Origin of the sequence: Halomonas sp. A29, assembly GCF_046723295.1 — a bacterium.
Classification (GTDB): Bacteria; Pseudomonadota; Gammaproteobacteria; order Pseudomonadales; family Halomonadaceae; genus Halomonas.
The window spans coordinates 221,391-236,458 of sequence record NZ_JAXQPR010000003.1 but is presented as its reverse complement, the minus strand read 5'-3'; the positions used below and the strand labels follow the sequence as shown (position 1 = coordinate 236,458).

Genomic DNA, 15,068 nt, shown 5'->3' with positions numbered 1-15,068 from the left:
GTGCTGGCGACGGTAAAATTATTGTCGAACACCGTTTACTCTGGACTGGTCAGCCGCTTGAGCGACCAGTATAGTGGCGCCAGGAAGGCTTTTGGCCTGGACGTATTCGGATGGGGATAGTGAAGCTTCCATGATCGGACGCCTGCGTGGCACCCTGCTCGAAAAACAGCCGCCCTGGCTGGTCGTGGACGTGGCCGGGGTCGGCTATGAACTCGAAGCCTCTATGACCACCCTGGTGGCATTGCCTGGCGCGGGTGAGCTCGTTTCCCTGTATACGCACCTCATCGTGCGCGAGGATGCCCACCTGCTGTTCGGCTTTGCCCGGGAGCAGGAGAGGGCGCTGTTTCGCGCCCTGATCCGGGTCAATGGTGTCGGCCCCAAGCTGGCTCTGGCGATTCTGTCGGGTATGGACGAAATGGCCTTCATCCGCTGCGTGATGGAGGATGACATCAAGTCACTGACCCGCCTCCCGGGGGTCGGCAAGAAGACCGCCGAGCGGCTGATCATCGAGATGCGCGACCGCTTCCCGCACTGGGAACATCCGGGCGCGGTCGATCTGGTCGGCGCTTCGGCGGTGTCTAACGAGGCGGGAGCTCGTCAGGACCCACTGGCCGATGCCGAAGCCGCGCTGGTCAGCCTGGGCTACAAGCCCACCGAGGCGTCAAAGATGCTCTCGGGGCTCGACGAGAATCTCTCGACCGAGGCCATGATCAAGGCGGCCCTGACCAAGCGCATGGCCGGCTAGGATGCGACATGACGAACGATGTCCTGCCGGCTACTTCCATTTCCATGGGTCGCCCGATCGGTGATAGAGAGATCGCTACCCAGAATGTTCATGAACGCCGCGAGTGTTCGACATGATGCACAATGACCGCCTGATCGCCGCCGACGAGCGCGAGGGCGAGAGTCGCGTCGACCACGCGATCCGCCCCAAGACCTTGGCCGAGTACATCGGTCAGCCGCGCGTGCGCGAGCAACTGGAAATCTTCATCAGCGCGGCCCGGGGGCGTGACGAGAGTCTCGACCATACCCTCGTGTTCGGCCCGCCGGGACTGGGCAAGACCACCCTGGCCAACATCATCGCTGCCGAGATGGGCGTCGGGCTCAAGTCCACCTCCGGCCCGGTGCTCGAGCGTGCCGGCGACCTTGCCGCCATGCTGACCAACCTGCAGCCCGGTGACGTGCTCTTCATCGACGAGATTCATCGCCTCTCCCCGGTGGTGGAGGAGATCCTCTATCCCGCCATGGAGGACTTCCAGCTCGACATCGTCATCGGTGAAGGTCCGGCAGCACGCTCCATCAAGCTCGACCTGCCGCCCTTTACCCTGGTGGGGGCCACTACTCGTGCGGGTCTGCTGACTTCGCCGCTGCGCGATCGCTTCGGCATCGTCCAGCGCCTGGAGTTCTACGACATCGAGGAACTCACCGAAATCGTGGTGCGTTCGGCCAGGCTGCTCGGCGTCGAGTCGGATCGCGATGGAGCCCGTGAGGTGGCGCGTCGCTCACGGGGTACGCCGCGCATCGCCAACCGCCTGCTGCGGCGGGTGCGCGATTTCGCCCAGGTCCGCGCCGATGGCAAGGTGAATGCTGCCATCGCCGATCAGGCGTTGAACATGCTGCACGTCGATCACCATGGGCTCGATCATATGGATCGCCGCCTGTTGCTGGCGATGATCGAGAAGTTCGACGGCGGCCCGGTGGGCATCGACTCGCTGGCTGCGGCGATCGGCGAGGAGCGCGATACCATCGAGGACGTTATCGAACCCTACCTGATCCAGCAGGGTCTGATGATGCGTACAGCCCGTGGCCGGGTGGTAACGCGCCAGGCCTGGCAGCATTTCGACCTGGTGCCGCACGAGCAAGCCATGGACGCGAGCGGTGAGGTACGTCAGTGAGTGATTTCCACCTGCCGCTGAGGGTCTACATCGAGGATACCGATGCTGGTGGCATCGTCTATTACGTCAACTACCTCAAGTTCATGGAGCGGGCGCGCAGTGAGTGGCTACGCCAGCGCGGTTTCACCCAGCGCGAACTGCTCGAAGCCGGCATCCAACTGGTGGTGCATCGGCTGGATTGCCGCTATGCCAAGCCCGCCCGCCTTGACGACGATCTCTCGGTCACCGCGACCGTCGAATCGAGCGGCCGCTGCCGGCTGAGCTTTTTACAGACGGTGACGCGTGACGGGGAACCCCTATGTGAGGCGCGGGTCGACATCGCCTGTGTGGATGCCGTGCGTCTCAAACCCACACCTTGGCCGCCGGCACTGGCCGCGGTTCTCAACGGTTAACTGCAAGATCAGCGAGGAAGCCCGTGAACGACTCCATGTCAATACCGCACCTGATCATGAGCGCCAGCACCGTGGTGCAGCTGGTCATGCTGATCCTGGTGATAGGCTCGATTCTCTCCTGGGTGGTGATTTTCCAGCGCACCTTCGTGATGCGCCGTGCACGCCAGGCGCACCAGGCGTTCGAAGAGCGCTTCTGGTCGGGGGTCGACCTGAACGAGCTCTACCGTGATACACCCTCGGAGCAGGAAACCCAGGGCGCCGAGCACGTCTTTCGCGCCGGTTTTCGCGAGTTCAATCGCCTGATGGCGAAGACCAAGAGCGCCGATGCGATTCTCGATGGCGTTCAGCGCAGCATGCGCGTGGCCTGGTCGCGGGAGGAGGAGCGCTTGACCCTGCACCTCGTGTTCCTGGCCACGGTGGCCTCGGCGAGTCCTTATATCGGCCTGTTCGGTACCGTCTGGGGCATCATGGGCTCTTTTCAATCGCTCTCCATGGCCCAGCAGGCCACGCTTGCCACTGTGGCGCCGTGGATTGCCGAGGCCCTCATCGCAACCGCCATGGGCCTATTCGCCGCCATCCCCGCGGTCATCTTCTACAATCGCCTGTCGTCTGAGTCCGATCGCATGTTGGGCAAGTACGAGGACTTCGCCGAGGAGTTCCACTCCATCCTGCACCGCAATCTGCAGGGTCGCAACGAAGCCGGCGCCGCCTGAGGGAGTCGCGACATGCATGGACCGTTCAACCGCGGCGGCCGCCGCAAGCCGATGGGGGAGATCAACGTCGTTCCCTTCATCGACGTCATGCTCGTGCTGTTGGTCATCTTCATGATCACCGCACCGATGCTGACTCAGGGCGTGCAGGTCGAGCTGCCCCAGGTCACTTCCGAGCCGATCGAGGCCCAGGAGGACCGTGACCCGATCATCGTGTCGGTGGATCGCGAGGGTGGCTACTACCTGTCGATCGGCGGTGATGAGATGAACGTAGGGCTCGAGGAGCTGGGCGATCGCGTGATCATCCTGCTCGAGCGTCAGCCCGGCACGCCGGTCATGGTACGCGGCGATCGCTACGTTCCCTATGGCGAGATCGTGACGCTTATGAGCACCCTGCAAGTGGCCGGTGTGGCCAACGTCGGGCTGATCTCCGAGCCGCCGCCGCGTGATTAGGGGCCTCTTGATGAGGAAATTGAGAGACGTGATGGCCCGACGCCGGCAAGGCCCTACTCGCGTAAACGACCGCCCGGTCGGCTATGGCGTGCCTGCGCTGCTGGCAATTGGCCTGCACGTGCTGGTCGTGGTGCTCAGCGTGATCACCTTGCCCCAGCGTCAGCCGGATGAACCCGAGTCGAGCTCCATCGTTCAGGCTACGCTGGTCAGCACCGAGACGACGACGGACCAGGCTCAGCGGGCCGAGGAGGCGCGCGCGCGCGCAGCGGCACGCCAGGCCGAGGAAGAGGCACGCCAGGCTGAGGCTGAGGAGCAGGCAAGGGCTGAAGCCGAGCGTCAGGCGGCTGAAGAGCGGGCTCGCGAAGCCGAGCAGCAACAGGCTGCCCGCGAAGACGAAGCCCGTCGCCAGCAGGAAGCCAGGCAGGAGGCCGAGGCGGAAGCACAGCGCCGCGCCGAGGAGGCCGAGCGCCAGGCGCGTCTGCGCGAGGAGCAGGAGGCTGAGCGCCAACGCCAGCAGGAAGCCGCGGCAGAGGCAGAGCGCCAGCGTCAGCTTGAGGCTCAGCAGCGTGCCGAAGCGGAAGCCCAGCGCCAGCAGGAGGCCGAAGCCCAGCGTCAGCGTGAGGCCGAGGAGCAGCGCCAGCGCGAGGCGGAAGCCCAGCGTCAGCGTGAAGCCGAGGAGCAACGCCAGCGTGAGGCGGAAGCCCAGCGCCAGCGTGAGGCCGAGGAGCAGCGCCAGCGCGAGGCGGAAGCCCAGCGTCAGCGCGAAGCCGAGGCGCAGCGCCAGCGCGAGGCGGAAGCCCAGCGTCAGCGCGAAGCCGAGGAGCAGCGCCAGCGCGAGGCGGAAGCCCAGCGTCAGCGCGAAGCCGAGGAGCAGCGCCAGCGCGAGGCGGAAGCCCAGCGTCAACGCGAGGCCGAGGCGCAACGCCAACGCGAGGAGGAGGCACGCCGTGCGGCCGAGGCCGCGTCCCAAGGGCTCGATCGCGCCATCGAGGGCGAGTCGGATGCCGTGGCCAATGCTAGGCAAGCTCAGGAGGCCGCCAATAGTTTCATCAACCTGGTCCGCCGTGCGGTGGAGCAGGCCTGGGTGATTCCGCCCGGCGCCAGCGGTGGCTTGTCTGCTACCGTACAGGTGCGGCTGGGTCCCTCGGGAGAGTTGTTTGGCGCTACCATTAGTCAGAGCAGCGGAGATAGCAGTTTCGATCGTTCCGCCATTCAGGCAGTGGAGGCCGCCGCACCGTTCAATGAACTGCGTCAGCTGCCAGCAGCGGCGCAACGTGACTTCCGCCAGTTCAATCTGCGATTCACACCGGGAGATGTACGCTGATGAAAGCCCTGATGACCACCTGGCTGAGTGCAGTGCTGCTGATGTTCGCTTCGCTCGCCCAGGCCGACCTGACCATCGAGATCACACGCGGCAGCGATCGGGCTACCCCCATTGCGATCGTACCGTTTGCAGCCGACGGTGAGAGCCTGCCCGAAGACGTTGCCCAGATCATCAGTGACGATCTGCAGCGCAGCGGATACTTTGAGCCGTTGCCACGCAATGCCATGTATGATCGCCCCAGCTCAGGCGATCAGGTACGCTATGGCCAATGGGGCGCACTCGGTGTGCGCTACATGGTCGTGGGCCAGGTCAGCCGTGGCGCCGACGGTTACCGCATCCGCTACGAACTGATGGACGTCAGCGGTCAGCGTCGCATGATCGGTGAGAGCGTCAGCGCCGGCGGCAGCGAGCTGCGTGGAGCCGCTCACTACATCAGCGACCAGATCTTCGAAGCCATTACCGGTATCCGCGGGGCCTTCTCGACCCGCATTGCCTACGTCACGGCGCAGGGAACGGACCAGGACATGCAGTTCGCCCTCTACGTTGCCGATGCCGACGGGCATAATAGTCAGCAGGTGCTGAGCTCGCGTGAGCCGATCCTGTCGCCGGCCTGGTCGCCGGACGGGCGCAGGCTGGCCTACGTCTCCTTCGAGACCGAGCGACCGGCGATCTACGTGCAGGATGTGAACACCGGGCAGCGGGCTAGCGTGGCTTCGTTCGACGGCATCAATGGAGCGCCTGCCTGGTCACCCGATGGTCGCCGCCTGGCCATGACCCTGTCGAAGGATGGTCAGCCGGATATCTACGTGATGGACATCGGCTCGCGCAATCTCGAGCGCATCACCAACAATTCGAGTATCGATACCGAACCCAGCTGGGCGCCTGATGGCCGCAGCCTGATCTTTACCTCGGACCGCAGCGGCGGGCCGCAGATCTACCGCTACAGCTTGAGCGGTGGACAGACCGAGCGCTTGACCTTCACCGGCAATTACAACGCGCGGGGACGTATTTCTCCGGATGGCGAGTCGCTGTTCCTTGTCCACCGCAGCAACAATGGTTACCAGGTGGCGCGGCAGGATCTGGGCTCCGGTCGCCTGGTCGTACTCAGTGACTCTCGTTGGGATGAATCACCTAGTGTTGCGCCCAACGGGACCATGGTAATCTTCGCCACCCAGCAAGGTAACAACGGGGTGTTGGGGGCCGTGTCGGCCGATGGACGGGCGTCCTATCGGTTGCCTTCGGCGCGTGGTGACGTGCGTGAACCCGCATGGTCACCCTTCTTGAACTAATGGTACGTGTCATTCAAGTCCTGTGAGGAGTTTGACGATGCAATTCAAGTCACATGCCAGAATCCTGGCAATTGCCCTGTCTCTGGCTCTGGTTGCTGGCTGCTCAAGCACCGGGGGAAGCCGTGACGGGTCCATGGATGGCACACGCGCCGATGGCGGTGTCGGTACCGGTACTGCTGGCTCGGGTCAGGTAAGCGGCAGTGGTGTCAGCGGTGATCGCGCCGGCCAGCAGGCCGACGGTCGCATTCCCGATGTTCGCACCATCTATTTCGATTTCGACCGTGACACCATCCGTTCGGAATTCGAATCAGTTCTGGTGGCTCATGCCCGCTTCCTGCGCTCCAACGGCAATGCGCGCGTTGTCCTCCAGGGCCACACCGACGAGCGCGGTACCCGCGAGTACAACATGGCGCTGGGTGAGCGTCGTGCCAACTCGGTCAAGCGCTTCCTCGAAGTGCAGGGCGTCTCACCGTCTCAGCTCGAGGTGGTCAGCTATGGCGAAGAGCGGCTGGCGGTTCGTGGCAACGGCGAAGACGCCCATGCCCAGAACCGTCGCGTGGTCTTTGCTTACTGAGCGAACTGGCGCAATCGCGCGCCAATGGAGTGAAGCATGAGACACAGTCTGAAAAGGCTGTGCGGCGCGGGAGCCTTGGTGCTCCCGCTGTCCGTGATGAGCCTTGTAGAAGCCCAGCAGCGCCCGATCGTCGAAGACCGCAGCGCCCAGCCGCGGGGATTTCTCGAGCAGGCCGAGGTGCGTGAAGAAGCCGGTGGCAGTCTGGTGATGTACAACCAGTTGCAGGAGCATCAGCGCGAGATCCAGCAATTGCGTGGCCAGATCGAGGAGCTGCGGCACCAACTGGAGCAACTGCGCAACCAGACCCGCCAGCAGTACATGGATCTCGACGAGCGACTGACAGCTGGCAGCGCCGGTATCCAGACCAGCCCCGAGGTCGATCAGGAGTCGGCACGCCAGGTAGCCCAGACGCCTTCGCCGAGTGGCACCAGTACCGATGCGCAAGCCGCTTATCAGGCTGCCTTCGCCAAGGTGCAGTCGCGTCAGTTTGGTGAGGCAATCACGGCGTTCGAGGCGTTCGTCGTCGACCACCCCGACACCAACCTCACGGCCAACGGCTACTACTGGCTGGGCGAATTGCACTCGGCGGAAGCCAACCTGGGGCAGGCGGAAACCGCATTTCGCCAGGTAATCGACAACTATCCGCAGAGCAGCAAGGTTCCCGATGCCCTGTACAAGCTCGGCCTGATCAAGGCACGCCAGGGCGAACTCGAGGAGAGCCGGGGATTGCTCGAGCGCGTGCGTGACGATTACCCCGACAGCAGCGCTGCCGGGCTTGCCAACGATTTCCTGCGCCAGTCCCTGTAAGGGGCTGGCCTCGTCCAAGGAGTCAAGATGACCTGCAAGATCGACTATACGGCGCCTGCCGACCTGCTTCGCGACCGCATCATTCTCGTGACGGGGGCCGGTGATGGAATAGGCCGTGCAGCTGCCCTGGCCTTTGCTCGCCATGGCGCCACGGTGATTCTGCTGGGCCGTACGATCGCCAAGCTGGAAAAGGTCTACGACGAGATCGAGGCAGCCGGAGGTCCTCAGCCGGCCATCTTCCCGCTAAATTTCGAAGGTGCCACGCACAAGGATTACCATGACATGGCCGAGACCCTGGACAAGGAATTCGGTCGTCTCGATGGTATTCTGCACAACGCCGGGCTGCTGGGCCGCATCACGCCGTTCGAACAGTACAATCCGGAGCTGTGGGAACAGGTAATGCAGGTGAACATCAACGGGCCGATCTGGATGACCCAGGCCCTGCTCCCGCTGTTGCAGGCCTCGCCCGATGCTTCGGTGGTCTTCACCTCGTCCAGCGTCGGACGCAAGGGGCGGGCGTTCTGGGGTGCCTACGCGGTGTCGAAGTTTGCCACCGAAGGCTTCATGGAAGTACTGGCCGATGAGATCGAGCACTTGGGTACGCTGCGTATCAACTCGCTCAACCCCGGAGCCGCTCGCACCAAGATGCGTGCCAATGCCTACCCGGGCGAGGATCCAGAGGCCCTGCGCACCCCGGAAGAGATCATGCCGACCTATCTGTGGCTGATGGGGCCGGAGAGCAAGGGGCACAATGGCCAGCGCTTCGACGCGCAGCCGAAGTGACAAATGGCTGCGCGAACTAGGCGTCCCCGACGAATTCCCATGCGCTCGGATTGTTGTGCTCCGGGTGCCTGGCGCTTAATCCCGCTCGCCAATTTGCGCTCGCCTGGCTGGCTGCGTTGCTTGTTTTGGTACAGCCTGCCTGAGTCGGCTCAGGCAGGCTGAAGAAGGGCCTGAACCAGCGCTTCGCAGGTCTCGAACCAGAGGTCTGCCGGCCACTCAAGGTAGTCATCTCCTTCCTCGATATAGCCGTAACCCACGGCGACGGCCACCATCCCGGCGGCACGGGCGGCCTGCATGTCGCGCAGATGATCTCCGATGTACCAGCACTGTGACGGGGGTACGTCCAGTCGCTCCGCAGCGGCCCACAGCGGTTCCGGTGCTGGCTTCCTCTGGGGCAAGTCGTCGGCGCACAGCAGTACGCCCGGTGCCAGCCCGAGCGCATCGACGAGCGGTGCTGCGTAGGCGCGCGGCTTGTTGGTGACGATGCCCCAGGGCCGATTTTCCGTTTCCCATTTGGCCAGCAGCCGGTCGAGATGGGGGAACAGGCAACTCTCCTCTGCCACTGCCTGGCCATAGGCATCGAGCAGGAACTGTCGCGCCTCGTCATGATCCTGGTGCGTCTTGTCGAGCCCCAGTGCCAGAATGACCAGCGCACTGCCGCCGTTGGAGACCTGGGCGCGAATCAGCGGGTAGGGTAGTGGTTCGAGACCATGGTGGCCACGCAAGGCATTGGTCGCCCGGGCGAGGTCCGGCGCGGTATCGACCAGGGTCCCGTCGAGGTCGAACAGCAGAGCATGGGGCATGCGTGTCATGCCAGCTCCCGGCGGCAGTACATCAGATAATTGACCGAGACATCTCGCGACGAGAGCCGATAGCGGCGCGTCAGGGGGTTGTAGACCAGGCCGCTCTGCTCGCGCACGCCAAGCCCGTGCTCGCGACACCAGCCGGCCAGCTCGGAGGGACGGATAAACTTGCGATACTCGTGCGTGCCGCGGGGTAGCATCTGCAGCAGGTACTCGGCGCCGACGATGGCCAGGGCATAGGCCTTGGGATTGCGGTTGATGGTGGAGAAGAACAGGTATCCGCCGGGCTTGACCAGGGTGGCGCAGGCCTGGATGACCGAGCCGGGGTCGGGCACGTGCTCGAGCATCTCGAGGCAGGTCACCACGTCGTACTCGCCGGGCTGTTCGGCGGCCATGGCTTCGGCGCTGGCTTGACGATACTCCACCTCGACACCGCTCTCCAGCGCATGCAGACGCGCCACGCCGAGCGGCGCTTCCCCCATGTCGATCCCGGTGACGTGAGCGCCGCGGTAGGCCATGGCCTCGGCCAGAATGCCACCACCACAGCCAACATCGAGCACCTTGCGACCGGCGAGCCCGCAGCGGGCATCGATGAAATCCAGGCGCAGGGGGTTGATGTCATGCAGCGGCTTGAACTCGCTGTGCGGGTCCCACCAGCGGCTGGCCAGGGCCTCGAACTTGGCGATCTCGCCTTGGTCGACGTTGTGGTGGAAGGTTGCGCTCATGTGGTCTCTCCGTGTCATTTGGTCTGGCACCCTGGCAACATTCTTTACCTTCGGTATCATGCGCTATTGTACCCGTAGCTGCCCGGGCTTTCCCATGACGGAATCTAGGACCGGTCAGGGGAGTATCATTCACCTACCGATCGTTCACCGACCGACAAGGAAGGCACCATGATTCGCAAGGCCGTACTGCCCGTCGCTGGATTCGGCACTCGCTGCCTGCCGGCTTCCAAGGCGATTCCGAAGGAGATGATCACCATCGTCGATCGCCCTGTGATTCAGTACGTGGTCAATGAGGCGGTAAAGGCGGGCATTCGTGACATCGTGCTGGTGACTCATGCCAGCAAGAGCGCCATCGAAAACCATTTCGACACTCACTACGAGCTCGAGGCCACTCTCGAGGCCAAGAACAAGCAGGAGCTGCTCGACGAACTGCGCGGCATCGTGCCCGCCGACGTCAATATCATCAGTGTTCGTCAGCACGAGCCGCTTGGACTTGGCCATGCCGTGCTCTGTGCCCGCCCCGTCATCGGCGATGACGAGCCCTTTGCCGTGCTGCTTCCCGACGTGCTGGTGGACGACGAAGGCCTCGAGCGGAACGACCTGGCCGGCATGATTGCCGCTTACGAAGAGTCGGGGCGGTCGCAGCTGATGGTCGAGGACGTGCCCTGGGAGAACGTGCACAAGTACGGCATCGTGAGCCCCGCGGGCGAGCCGCCCGCCGCCGGAAATTCCTGCCCCCTGGCCGGAGTCGTGGAAAAGCCCACCCGTGAGGAGGCGCCTTCCAACTTGGCTGTGATCGGCCGCTACGTGCTGCCGGGCAGCATCTTTGCGCTGCTGGCCGAAACCCCTCCGGGTGCCGGCGACGAGATCCAACTGACCGATGCCATCGAGACGCTGCGCCAGCGTGACGGTGTCGACGCTTGGCGCATGTGCGGCAAAACCTATGACTGCGGACACCAGCTTGGCTATCTCGAGGCCACGCTGGTCTATGCCCGCCGTCACCCGCGCTTCGGCGAAGGCTTCCGCGAGCTGCTCGCACGCTATAGCCACACGGAGTGAGTGCCATGCGCATCGAGATACATGGTAGCGAGCTGGCGGCGGCGACGGCGGCTGCCGCGCTTTCCTGGGTCGGCCATCAGGTACTCTGGGTGCCACATGAAAGCATGCGCTGGCCATCGCTCAAGGCAGCCGACTGGCTGCGGCGGGAGCCGGACCTGCTCGATCGCCTCGAGGAGGGGCTGGAGCAGGGTACCTTGCGCTTGGCCAACGGTGGAGGAGATGCCTCGCCGGAACAGATCGACATCCTCTGGCTGGCATTGTCGCCTGAGCAGCGCGAGGAAGCCGGCGAACTGGTGGCCGGGGTAGCCGCGCGACAGGGGGGGGCGCTCACCCTGATCAACAATTCGACCTTTCCGGTCGGCGAGACCGAGCGGCTGGAGTCGCGCCTGGGGCATGACGTGCGCCGTGCGGTAGCCCTGGTCGACATGATCGAGGAGGGGCGGGCCTGGGCCAGCTTCACCCGTCCAGGGCGCTGGTTGCTGGGGTGCGATGACGAGCGGGCCGAGGCCCAGGTGCGTGAGCTGCTTCGGGCATTCAACCGCCGTCGCGACGTGATCCAGCTGATGCCGCGTAGGGCCGCCGAGTTGACCAAGCTGGCGACGATCGGCATGCTCGCCACGCGCATCAGCTACATGAACGAGATCGCCGGGCTCGCCGACAGCCTGGGGGTCGACGTGGAGTTCGTGCGCCAGGGTATGGGTGCCGATTCCCGTATCGGCTACGAATACCTCTATCCCGGCTGTGGCTTCGGCGGGCCTCACCTCTCGCGCGACCTGATGCGCCTGGCCGATGTGCAGGAGGCCAGCGGACGTCATTCGGCACTGCTCGAACAAGTGCTCGACATCAATGAGCAGAAGAAGGAGACGCTCTTCCGCAAGCTCTGGACCCACTTCCATGGGCAGCTCGAGGGACGTACCGTGGCGATCTGGGGCGCCGCCTTCAAGCCGGGCTCGGCGCGTATCGATCATGCCCCGGTACTTACCCTGCTCAAGGCGCTCTGGGCCCAAGGCGTGCGGGTGCGACTGCATGATCCGGCGGCAACTTCGGCGCTGCGCACAGAAGTGGGCGATCATCCGTTGCTGACACTGTTCGATGGCGATCCCTATGCCGCTTGTGAGGGAGCCGATGCACTGATGCTGGTGACCGAGTGGAAGCACTACTGGAATCCGGACTGGCCGCGCCTGGCCTCGCTGTTGCGCGAGCGCCTCTTGCTGGATGGCCGTAATATCTACGATCCCGGTCATGTGGCCAGCTGGGGGCTGAGCTACCGCGGCATAGGTCGCCGCGCTGATCCGCAAGAGCAGCCGACGACGCGTTGAGGCGGCGGTGTGCGCGCAGGTGCTTGACCTGCTTACAATGGACAGGCGCCTGCCGCACCTGCCTAGAAGGAGTTTGACATGCCCGAAGCGCGTCCCTCCGAGCGACGCCCCATCGTGCCCGACCCGGATTCCAGCCTGACGAGGCCGCGCCGTCCATTGCCACCGCATCCACGCCTGTGGCCGCTGAAGTTTGCCGTGCTGCTCCTTTTGGCTATGTTGCTCGGGGTGTCGTGGCTGGGTTGGCAGGAGCGCGAGCGCCTGAATACCCAGTTGCAACAGATCTCCGCCGAGATGTCCAACGTCCACGCCCGCTTCGATGCCGAAGAGGGACGTGGCGATCGTCTCGAAACCATCGAGTCACGGCTCTCTTCCACGGAAGGCCATGCCGAGTCGATCGTGGCGCGCATGGCGAGCCTGGAGGTAGACTTGCAGCAGGCGACCGAAGGGGATGCATCGAGGTACGAAGCGCTCGATGAGCGCGTTGATGAGGTTGCGGCCAGGCTCGAGCGGCTGATCGGCGAGGCCGAGAATCGCGAAGCCATGCTCGTGGCGGTGCGCACCTCCCTCGATTCGCTGGAGCGAGCCGGCGACGAGGGGCGCGAAGCCCTGGCCGCGAGGCTCGAGGCCTTGGCTGAAACCAGCGAACGTCATGGCCAGCGTCTTGCCGAATGGCAATCGCTGCACGATGAGCTGGCGGAAGGCCAGCAGACCGTGAGAGCATCTTTCGAGGAGCGTCTCGAGGTGTTGGATCAACATGTCCGGCAGCTGATGGAGCAGGAGCTTGCAGCTCTGGAAGAGAGCTTGCAGGCGCGCGAAGCAGCGATGGAAGAGCGTCTCGACAGTCTGGCAACCGAGATCGAGGCAGTCGCCGAGCGTGACGAAACCACGCAGGCCGTAGATGGCCTTCAGGGCCGTTTGACGGCGATAGAGGCCGAGTTGCGCGAGCTACGCCAGGAGCAGCTGTCACTCAGCGCAGGGCTGGAAGCCCTGCGGTAGTTTTGCCCGGCCCACCCATGGACCGGGCAAAAGTCAAGTCGGGAAGCCGTGAATATGGAAAGAGGCGTGATCTCACGCATGGGGGCGGCGGCCCTGTGTCTTGGCATGGCGCATGGAGCGCTGGCACTCGAGGCGCGTATCGACGGGTTGGAAGGCGACGTTGCCGACAACGTCCGCTACTACCTCGGTGATCTGGATGCCGCCCAGTACGACCGACGTCGTCTGGAAGGTGAGGCGGTGCGCCGCACTCGCGAGGCCATGCGGGTCTACGGCTACTACGAGCCGCGCGTGCGCTCGCAGCTCGACGAGCAGGAACCACCGCGCTACGTAAGTCTCGCCATCGATCCCGGCCCGCAAGTCGTCATCGAGGTGCTCGACATCCGCTTGGAGGGTGAAGCCGCCAGGGACGAGCCCTTTCGCGATACCGTTGATGCCTTTCCCCTGACGGAGGGCGACCCCCTGGTACATGCGCCGTGGGATCGCATGCGCAACCGGCTGGCCAATCTCGCCCTCGAGCGTGGCTATTTCGATTGGTCCTTCACCGATCGACGGATGGAAGTACGCCCGTTCGACGAGAGCGCCAGGCTCTACCTAACCCTGGACAGCGGCCGACGCTATGACTTCGGGGAGATCGCGATTCGCGGTAACCATATCGTCGAAGACCGTTTACGCAACATTGCGCCTTTCGAGCCAGGCAATCCCTATCTCGCCGGCCAGGTAGCGCTCTATGCGCAGCGCCTGGGCCAGACCGGCTGGTTCAGTTCGGTCAGCGTGCGGCCGCGGCTCGACGCGCGTCGCGAGCTGGCTCTGGCGCCACCGACGGTGGGATGGTGGAACGCGGTTGCGACCGAAGGGGAGGCATCGCTGCCGCAGGTACCAAGCTCGCGTACCATGATAGCCACCGGGCCCCGACTCTCCGCTTCGGCTCTGGCTGCCGTCGCTCGCCTGAGCGCGCCCGAGCGTCCCAACATGCCAGTCGACGTGGTACTGGCTCCGGCCGATCGTCATCAGTTCGAAACCGGTATCGGCTATGCCACCGATGTCGGGCCGCGCCTGCGTTTCGGCTGGAACCAGCCATGGATCAATCGCTTTGGGCATAGCCTCGAGCACGATTTTTTCATCTCCCAGCCAGAGCAACATCTGACCGGCACCTATCTGCTGCCGCTGGATGACCCACTGCGCGACCAGTACCGTTTCCAGTACGGCTTGCGCCATCGCGACATCGAGGACACGCGTACCAACGAGGCGACCATCGAGTTGGCGCGTCGCTGGGAGTTCGACAATCGCTGGGTGCAGACCCTGTTCGTGCGCGCCACCTTCGAAGACTTCACCCAGGGCGGTGAGGATGAGAGCGTCTTCATCTACTACCCGGGGGTGAGCTGGTCGCGTACGCGCACCCGTGACCCCCGTTTTCCGACCTGGGGTGATCGACAGCGCATCACCTTCGAGTATTCGGACAGCGTCTGGGGTTCCGATGCCGATTTCCTGCGCATGACAGGCAACACCGAGTGGATACGCATGTTCGGCGATGACACGCGTTTCGTCACACGGTTGGCCTTGGGCGCCATCGAGACCAGCGATTTCTCGCAAATACCGCCTTCACTGCGTTTCTTCACCGGTGGTGATCGTTCGGTTCGCGGTTACGGCTACGAAACCCTGGCGCCGCGCAACGAGGAAGGATTGCTGCGGGGTGGTCAACAGATGCTGGCTGGCAGCGTCGAGCTCCAGCGTCGAATTACCGGCAACTGGTGGGGGGCGGCTTTCGTCGACAGCGGGGACGCCTTCGACGACTGGTGGCCGGAAACCCTCAACACCGGTGCCGGCCTTGGCGTACGTTGGATTTCCCCCGTTGGCCCGGTACGTTTCGATATCGCTCACCCCTTCGATGACGAGGAGAACTCGTGGCGCCTGCACTTCGCCATCGGCCCGGAATTCTGAG

Annotated in this window: 16 protein-coding genes; 14 read left to right on the top strand and 2 right to left on the bottom strand. The window is 64.1% G+C overall.

The features are described from left to right. Nucleotides 1-130 precede the first annotated feature (130 nt). From ruvA to SPH52_RS07120, 10 genes are all read left to right on the top strand, one after another. Nucleotides 131-745: a Holliday junction branch migration protein RuvA gene (gene ruvA, locus SPH52_RS07165; protein ID WP_411794317.1), complete on the top strand. Its 615-nt coding sequence runs from the start codon at nucleotides 131-133 to the stop codon at nucleotides 743-745. Between the two features lie 112 nt (nucleotides 746-857). Beyond that, a complete protein-coding gene (ruvB, locus tag SPH52_RS07160) occupies nucleotides 858-1,895 on the top strand; it encodes a Holliday junction branch migration DNA helicase RuvB (RefSeq protein ID WP_411794316.1) in 1,038 nt (345 codons plus the stop codon). Beyond that, on the top strand, nucleotides 1,892-2,287 hold the full coding sequence (gene ybgC / locus SPH52_RS07155) for a tol-pal system-associated acyl-CoA thioesterase (protein ID WP_411794315.1): 396 nt from the start codon (nucleotides 1,892-1,894) through the stop codon (nucleotides 2,285-2,287). Before ruvB ends, ybgC begins: the two co-directional genes overlap by 4 nt. A 35-nt stretch (nucleotides 2,288-2,322) precedes the next feature. Beyond that, entirely contained in the window at nucleotides 2,323-3,000 is a 678-nt protein-coding gene (tolQ, locus tag SPH52_RS07150) for a protein TolQ (RefSeq protein WP_411794314.1), read from the top strand. A gap of 12 nt (nucleotides 3,001-3,012) precedes the next feature. Continuing rightward, entirely contained in the window at nucleotides 3,013-3,450 is a 438-nt protein-coding gene (gene tolR / locus SPH52_RS07145) for a protein TolR (RefSeq protein WP_411794313.1), read from the top strand. 10 nt (nucleotides 3,451-3,460) lie between these two features. Continuing rightward, nucleotides 3,461-4,774 (top strand): cell envelope integrity protein TolA, encoded by a 1,314-nt coding sequence (gene tolA, locus SPH52_RS07140; protein WP_411794312.1) that lies wholly within the window; start codon nucleotides 3,461-3,463, stop codon nucleotides 4,772-4,774. Then, nucleotides 4,774-6,063: a Tol-Pal system beta propeller repeat protein TolB gene (gene tolB, locus SPH52_RS07135; protein ID WP_411794311.1), complete on the top strand. Its 1,290-nt coding sequence runs from the start codon at nucleotides 4,774-4,776 to the stop codon at nucleotides 6,061-6,063. Before tolA ends, tolB begins: the two co-directional genes overlap by 1 nt. 37 nt (nucleotides 6,064-6,100) lie before the next feature. Further along, nucleotides 6,101-6,637 carry a peptidoglycan-associated lipoprotein Pal gene (gene pal, locus SPH52_RS07130; RefSeq protein WP_411794310.1) on the top strand — a complete coding sequence of 179 codons (537 nt, stop codon included), beginning with the start codon at nucleotides 6,101-6,103 and terminating at the stop codon, nucleotides 6,635-6,637. A 36-nt stretch (nucleotides 6,638-6,673) separates the two neighbouring features. Further along, nucleotides 6,674-7,444 carry a tol-pal system protein YbgF gene (gene ybgF / locus SPH52_RS07125; protein ID WP_411794309.1) on the top strand — a complete coding sequence of 257 codons (771 nt, stop codon included), beginning with the start codon at nucleotides 6,674-6,676 and terminating at the stop codon, nucleotides 7,442-7,444. A gap of 27 nt (nucleotides 7,445-7,471) precedes the next feature. Continuing rightward, complete coding sequence (locus SPH52_RS07120; RefSeq protein WP_411794308.1) at nucleotides 7,472-8,227, top strand: YciK family oxidoreductase; 756 nt, start codon at nucleotides 7,472-7,474, stop codon at nucleotides 8,225-8,227. 149 nt (nucleotides 8,228-8,376) lie between these two features. Here the strand turns inward: SPH52_RS07120 and SPH52_RS07115 are convergent, their stop codons facing one another. Next, nucleotides 8,377-9,039 carry an HAD-IA family hydrolase gene (locus tag SPH52_RS07115; protein ID WP_411794307.1) on the bottom strand — a complete coding sequence of 221 codons (663 nt, stop codon included), beginning with the start codon at nucleotides 9,037-9,039 and terminating at the stop codon, nucleotides 8,377-8,379. Continuing rightward, complete coding sequence (ubiG, locus tag SPH52_RS07110; RefSeq protein WP_411794306.1) at nucleotides 9,036-9,755, bottom strand: bifunctional 2-polyprenyl-6-hydroxyphenol methylase/3-demethylubiquinol 3-O-methyltransferase UbiG; 720 nt, start codon at nucleotides 9,753-9,755, stop codon at nucleotides 9,036-9,038. Before ubiG ends, SPH52_RS07115 begins: the two co-directional genes overlap by 4 nt. A 168-nt stretch (nucleotides 9,756-9,923) precedes the next feature. Between ubiG and galU the strand changes: the two genes are divergently transcribed. The 4 genes from galU (at nucleotide 9,924) to SPH52_RS07090 (ending at nucleotide 15,067) form a co-directional block, all read left to right on the top strand. Beyond that, the gene (gene galU, locus SPH52_RS07105) at nucleotides 9,924-10,814 is read left to right on the top strand and encodes a UTP--glucose-1-phosphate uridylyltransferase GalU (protein ID WP_411794305.1); all 891 of its coding nucleotides are present in this window, start codon (nucleotides 9,924-9,926) and stop codon (nucleotides 10,812-10,814) included. 5 nt (nucleotides 10,815-10,819) lie between these two features. Further along, nucleotides 10,820-12,133, top strand: a complete 1,314-nt coding sequence (locus tag SPH52_RS07100) for a nucleotide sugar dehydrogenase (protein WP_411794304.1) — start codon at nucleotides 10,820-10,822, stop codon at nucleotides 12,131-12,133. Nucleotides 12,134-12,211: 78 nt separating this feature from the next. Then, the gene (locus SPH52_RS07095) at nucleotides 12,212-13,129 is read left to right on the top strand and encodes a hypothetical protein (RefSeq protein ID WP_411794303.1); all 918 of its coding nucleotides are present in this window, start codon (nucleotides 12,212-12,214) and stop codon (nucleotides 13,127-13,129) included. A 54-nt stretch (nucleotides 13,130-13,183) separates the two neighbouring features. Continuing rightward, nucleotides 13,184-15,067: an autotransporter assembly complex protein TamA gene (locus SPH52_RS07090; protein ID WP_411794302.1), complete on the top strand. Its 1,884-nt coding sequence runs from the start codon at nucleotides 13,184-13,186 to the stop codon at nucleotides 15,065-15,067. The last annotated feature ends 1 nt before the right edge of the window (nucleotide 15,068 follow it).